We start from the raw sequence: 5,761 nt of genomic DNA on the forward strand, positions 1-5,761 counted from the left end.
ATAATTATACCATTTGAATCGACACATTTCTACACTTTTTGATAATTAATTTTATTTATATACTTTATATATTTATTAAGCCCTACGAATTATTCACGAAGCATGGTTTTTTATATGATTCACCTTGATTTTAAGAAATTATTACTCTTAAAAAAATAGCCGAGCAAAGTGTAACTCTGATATGCTCCCCTTAATGTGAATTGAACCCCAAAAGTTCAATAGAGGAGTCAGAGCAAAAAATGCTAATTCTGTTACATTCGAAAAAAACACCTAAAGCATTTATACTACTGGCGTGGTTAGTCTTATACAACATGAATTAATTTTAAGTGTCGCTTGAAATGTACTTATTTATTATAAATTAACTGTTAGAGATACATAAAGGAATATAGGGACTTTTAACGAAAGTTAAGCCAATTCGTGATAAAAAAAGATATAGCCAATGAAAAAATGTCGCCTATCACTATGCAACACATTATCTTGGAAGAAGATTCAAGCTAACTGGGCAGAAAGAACCATTGAAAATCGGTCTTTTACTTAACATATTGGGTGAATTACTGGCTTAATGCGTATCCTGAATCGCTATTTAACTTTTGGACGATATGTATACAGAACCCCTACTAGCCATAGCAATAGCCATTCTAGACTCAGTAACAGTGTCCATCCCTGCACTCATTAGTGGTATATTAAGTTTTATATTTTTTGCCATTTAACCAATATCCTTTCATAAATTTATTATAATTACATCTTTAGAGTTAGCATAAAAATTTATATATATACAACATTTTTAAATAAGGTAGAAAATATAAAAAGACATACTAATCCTACTTAAATTAAAGTAAAATTAGCATGCACAAAATAAGTTCACAATAAAATTACTCATAGTCAGAAATTTGCGGTTTCCGGTAGATACTCCTTGCCATATTCAAGGGATATATGAGCGCACTATTATTTTTTAAAATCATTTTATTATAATTATTAATCTAATCTCTTTTCTAATTCCGCTTTCAGAGACTCATACCCAGGTTTTCCAAGAAGTGCAAACATATTTTTCTTGTATGCTTCAACTCCTGGTTGATTAAATGGGTTTATTCCTGATAAGTATCCGCTAATTCCACAAGCCTTTTCAAAGAAATAAGCTAAATACCCAAAATAGTAAAGAGTTAATTCTGGTATATTAACCACTATATTAGGTACGCCTCTTTTGAATTGTTACTATAAAATGTATGAGATAGCATTTCTATAGCAGCCCTAGATCTTAAATAAGAGCCACCAATTTCAACTACTATAAGCACATCTGAATCATTTCTTATTTTTTTCGCAGCTTTTTTTATTCTTACAAATTCTTCTTTGTTATAATTCACAGGAAGATCAATCCATCCTAAAAAATCACTGCCTATATAATTTCTTCATTTAAAAATTCTTTTGCATTTAAACCAATTTTTTTGATTTCTGTAGCATAAATCATTATTTAATTCTCCTTTTTTTCACTTTATCTATACAAACCAAAGCTTGCTACCCAAGCTACAAATACACGTGGCACTCCATTTAGGAATCTTGAGTATAATACTGATGGCACTCCAACTTCCACTGTCTCAGGTTCTGCTTCCTCTAGACCTACTCCAACAGGAATGAAATCACACGCGTTCTGTGTGTTAATGGCAAACAGTGCAGGTAATGCTAAGTTTGGACTTATATTTCCTTTTCCTATTTCAACGCCAATGAGAGTTCCTATTACCTGAGCGATAACAGCACCAGGTCCTAGTAATGGCGATAGGATAGGCAATAAACATATGAATCCAATAAGCATTAAACCTCATACATTACCAGCGAGTGGTGACATAACTTTTGCAAAAACATTACCAATTCCGCTTCCTTGGATGATACCTATAAGCATTGAAACAAATGCCATGAAAGGTATAATTGTGTTAATCATTGTTTGAACAGCTTCCCTGGAAGCTTGTAACATTATAGCAATTGCTTTACCAGCACATGATACCTAAAGTTAGACTGAAATTATTTATTTTTTTATCTATTAAATGGGGAAATGCAACTCCATTTTCATAAATCATTGAACTTAAGTTGTCTTTTTTCTCGAATATACTGTAAATACCTTTAGAAACATTATCTTTATCAACCAGTTGATTTGTAATCTTTCTCACATTTTCTCTATAGCTATTTTTACCATCTAGATATAATACTTTAAGATTTTCTAATTTCATTATGTTTGCAATTGGTTCAAGATTTTTCTTTTTAAGCTCTTTGAGCTTTTGAGTAAGAGAATCTTGATCGATAATCCCATCTATTCTTATAATAGTCAAGTGCATATCGCTTATAATGTTTTCTGTGCTAAAAAGTATTCCATAATTTGATACATCCTTAGTTTTAAGTCTCCCTAAAAGCCAATAAAATTAATACAAGAATGAATATGTTTTTAGGTACGTAACATTTCTATATTAAGAAATTGACTATAAAATAAGTTAGTTAAGATTTTATAATAGTATTGGTAATTAACAAATTGTGAACACAATTTGTTTTGCTAGACAATCTTTGGTGGTAAAACAAATTGCCCTGTGCCCCCTTTTCCTCTACCATCTTCTAACCAACCCAGTTTCGCCCATTTTACAAACATCCTCTTTCAAAATATATAAACACATTTTATCATTTCTGTCTACCTTTAAGGGTATAGTTCAAAATGGGGGTCAATTTCACTTGACATTCTACAATTTACTTAAACACAAAGACTATAATGTTTTTTCTATAAACGACGTGAACCCTTGGCTTCACGTCCAAAAAACCACAAAATATATACCTCTATATATTTTGTGATTTCCTCCCATATGGAAATGACAAATGCGGAATTTATGATATGGCAATAGAAAAACAATAAAATGTTATGCATGTAAATATCTAATGTATAAGAAAGAAAATAGATATAGAAAATTACAAGCCTTACTGAATTTATAATTCAGTAAGGCTTGTAATTTTCTAGTTTAATGTTTATAGATCTACAGTAGCTTTTCTCTTGAAAATTTTTGTATTGATAAACAGATATACTAATCCTATTACAAACCATGAACATCCAAGCAATATAGCATCTTTGCTCATTACACTAAGTACATATGCAATTATACAGAATCCAATAGTTGGGAAGATTAAATGTTTTATATAATGTTTTGATTTTTGTCTAACAATATGATGGTTAACAACTGATACATGAAGTAATAAAAAGGCAACAAGTGCACCAAAGTTAACTAACGTAGCTAGAAAAGATATTTGATTTTTAAAGAAAAGTCCAACTATAACAGAAACGATAGCAACAAATATAGTACTAATATATGGTGTCTTAAACTTTGGATGTATCGTTGAAAGTATATGCGGAAGTTTATTATCCCTTGCCATGGAGAATAAAACCCTTGATATAGCAGCTTGGGCAGCTAAAGCATTTGCAATACCCCAAGAAAAAGCTGTTGCTAATATGGTAAGATTCTTAAGCCATTCTCCACCCGCTTTTCCGGCTATAGTATAAAAAGCAATGTCCAAATTATTAAAAGTCATACCTCTTCCTAAATCGGAGGCTATCCAAGTTTGAATGATAAAGAGGACTCCCACAATGAGAAGCGCGGCTACTGTTGCTTTTCCCACAACCTTAGGTCCACCCTTAACTTCCTCCGATAAAGTTGATATTCCATCAAATCCAAGAAAACTAAGCACAGCTATGGAAACCGCACCCATAATCAAGGGTAAACTAAACTTGCTTGAATCAAATAATGGTTTCATAGTTAATCCTTCACCTGAGCCTACACCATTATTTAATGCAACTAATCCGACTACAATAAATATCGCAAGAACTATGAACTCTAAGACTAAAATAATCTTATTTGCCATTGCGGTGAACTCAATGCCCAAAACATTTATTACAGTATTTATTGTAATAAAGCTTATGAGCCATACCCAAAGAGGTACCGTAGGAAACACGGCAGTTAAAGCTGCAGCGCTAACTAAATATAAAAGTGAAGGTATTAAAATATAATCAAGTAAAATAGACCATCCAGCCATAAATCCCACTGATTCATTTATTCCACGTTGTGCATATGCATATACAGATCCTGCTACAGGAAAGGCTTCAGACATTCTTGCATAACTGAATGCAGAAAAAATCATACCACCCATACCAATTAAATACACTAATGCTACCATACCCTTCGATGCGTCAAATATATATCCAAATACTCCAAAGGGTGCAATAGGAACCATGAATATCATCCCATAAATAAGTAAATCCCAAAAAGTAAGAACTCTCTTTAATTCTTGCTTATAACCAAAATTATCAAATTGTGTGTTATCCATAATAAACCTTCCTCTCTATATTATAAATTACTCTCGATATCTCACTCATTCTTAGTATTTCATTACTTTAAAAAGAAACCTCCTTTTATATTTTTAAAATGAATTATAAATCCATAATGGTAATTCAAAGCGTGCTGTTTTAAGTGGATCAACAATTTGCGATATTTGTACATTTCCACTTAAACTGAGTAGTGATATGGCTTCAGCCTCAATCATGCCCTTTGATACCAACATATTAACCATATTTTTAGTGGCGGTTACAGCAGCATCATCCAAAGAAAGCTCAGAAGCAATAGTATAAACAGCCTCCTTTGTGAAAACTACTGGAAGACAATATGGGCGGCCTTTAATAACTTCTACGGTAACAGTTACTTCCCCAGGCACTTCAGCTCCACATACAGAAACCTCACCATCGCCCATAACAGCGTGTAGGTCTCCCATTGCTAAAAGCGCTCCTGGTACCTCAACGGGTAAGTAAATTGTGGAACCAATACCAATTATTTTGGAATCCATATTACCACCATGTACTCCAGGTTCGCCGCAGGATATTGATTCTGTCTTTGGTGCAGTTCCTATTACCCCAATCATAGGATTTACAGGAAGTTTGATTTTATCAGAAAACTCAATTTTCCCATCAATTATTGGAAGAATTTTAACGAAGTTTTCTTTTAAGGAATCACCTAAAACACCTAGATTAGGACCAGTAAGCATAACTCCTTGTGAACCGATTTTAATATTTTCAATTTTAACAACTAATGTGTCACCTGGCATTGCTCCCTTAACAAATACAGGTCCAGTAGCTGGGTTAATTCTGTTCCAGTCAAGTTGATTTATAATAGTATCTTGTGATTGTATTTGATTTTCAAAGCAATCACAGGTTTCGAATGATATTTGAATTCCGGTTTCAACCTCAGCAACTGGTGGTTTGTCTTTGTCCATGGAGAACACTACATTTTTACTTGATACTTTGTACATTTTATATTACCCCTTTCTTTATGTATTTTTATAATAAGAGTAGATTATTATAAAATAAAAATTTCATTAACATATTATACCAGCTATAGTAACAAGTTCTAAGTACTTAAATTCTTCACTTTTCAATTCTTAACTTGGTAATTCTTCAATCAATTCCATTTTACAGTCTGAACAAAAATTAAATCCCTCTCTATATTCACATTTATATTTTAAACAAAACATTTTTACACCCCCTTGAAATTTTAGATAGTGTTAACACTATCTTTGTTTTATTTATTCAAAACCCTGCTGTTGCAAGGATTGTAGCTGTTTTTAGAACAAAAAAAACAATGACCCCCTCTATTTGGTATAATTGTTGTATCTCAACCCAACAAAAATCCAAAAGGACGGTGTCATTGTGAGTACAATTATATCAATATTAGTTACATATAATCAACTA

At 32.1% G+C, this 5,761-nt stretch carries 4 protein-coding genes, 3 pseudogenes and 1 riboswitch; all 7 genes and pseudogenes read right to left on the reverse strand.

Annotated features, from left to right (window positions below; genetic code table 11):
- Positions 1 to 586: 586 nt before the first annotated feature.
- Positions 587 to 706: pseudogene (locus JJE11_RS13270) on the reverse strand (IMP dehydrogenase); the annotation flags it as partial.
- A gap of 153 nt (positions 707 to 859) precedes the next feature.
- Positions 860 to 957, reverse strand: a riboswitch (purine riboswitch).
- Positions 958 to 975: 18 nt separating this feature from the next.
- Positions 976 to 1,197, reverse strand: a pseudogene (locus JJE11_RS13275) (glucose-6-phosphate isomerase); the annotation flags it as partial.
- Positions 1,182 to 1,361 carry a hypothetical protein gene (locus JJE11_RS13280; RefSeq protein ID WP_291636384.1) on the reverse strand — a complete coding sequence of 60 codons (180 nt, stop codon included), beginning with the start codon at positions 1,359 to 1,361 and terminating at the stop codon, positions 1,182 to 1,184. The pseudogene JJE11_RS13275 and the gene JJE11_RS13280, both read right to left, overlap by 16 nt.
- A 128-nt stretch (positions 1,362 to 1,489) precedes the next feature.
- Positions 1,490 to 1,987, reverse strand: a pseudogene (locus JJE11_RS13285) (PTS sorbitol transporter subunit IIB); the annotation flags it as partial.
- The gene (locus JJE11_RS13290) at positions 1,980 to 2,324 is read right to left on the reverse strand and encodes a hypothetical protein (protein WP_291636386.1); all 345 of its coding nucleotides are present in this window, start codon (positions 2,322 to 2,324) and stop codon (positions 1,980 to 1,982) included. The pseudogene JJE11_RS13285 and the gene JJE11_RS13290, both read right to left, overlap by 8 nt.
- A 673-nt stretch (positions 2,325 to 2,997) precedes the next feature.
- The gene (locus JJE11_RS13295) at positions 2,998 to 4,347 is read right to left on the reverse strand and encodes an APC family permease (RefSeq protein ID WP_291636389.1); all 1,350 of its coding nucleotides are present in this window, start codon (positions 4,345 to 4,347) and stop codon (positions 2,998 to 3,000) included.
- Between the two features lie 93 nt (positions 4,348 to 4,440).
- Positions 4,441 to 5,322 (reverse strand): acetamidase/formamidase family protein, encoded by an 882-nt coding sequence (locus JJE11_RS13300; RefSeq protein WP_291636390.1) that lies wholly within the window; start codon positions 5,320 to 5,322, stop codon positions 4,441 to 4,443.
- Between the last annotated feature and the right edge of the window lie 439 nt (positions 5,323 to 5,761).

The sequence above is a fragment of the Clostridium sp. genome (genome assembly GCF_016650095.1).
Taxonomy (GTDB): domain Bacteria; phylum Bacillota; class Clostridia; order Clostridiales; family Clostridiaceae; genus Clostridium_AD.

Bases quoted from the DNA above. Each gene is read 5' to 3' on its own strand.
- JJE11_RS13295 (WP_291636389.1), bottom strand. From the start codon at position 4,347: ATGGATAACACACAATTTGATAATTTTGGTTATAAGCAAGAATTAAAG.
- JJE11_RS13290 (WP_291636386.1), bottom strand. From the start codon at position 2,324: ATGCACTTGACTATTATAAGAATAGATGGGATTATCGATCAAGATTCT.
- JJE11_RS13300 (WP_291636390.1), bottom strand. From the start codon at position 5,322: ATGTACAAAGTATCAAGTAAAAATGTAGTGTTCTCCATGGACAAAGAC.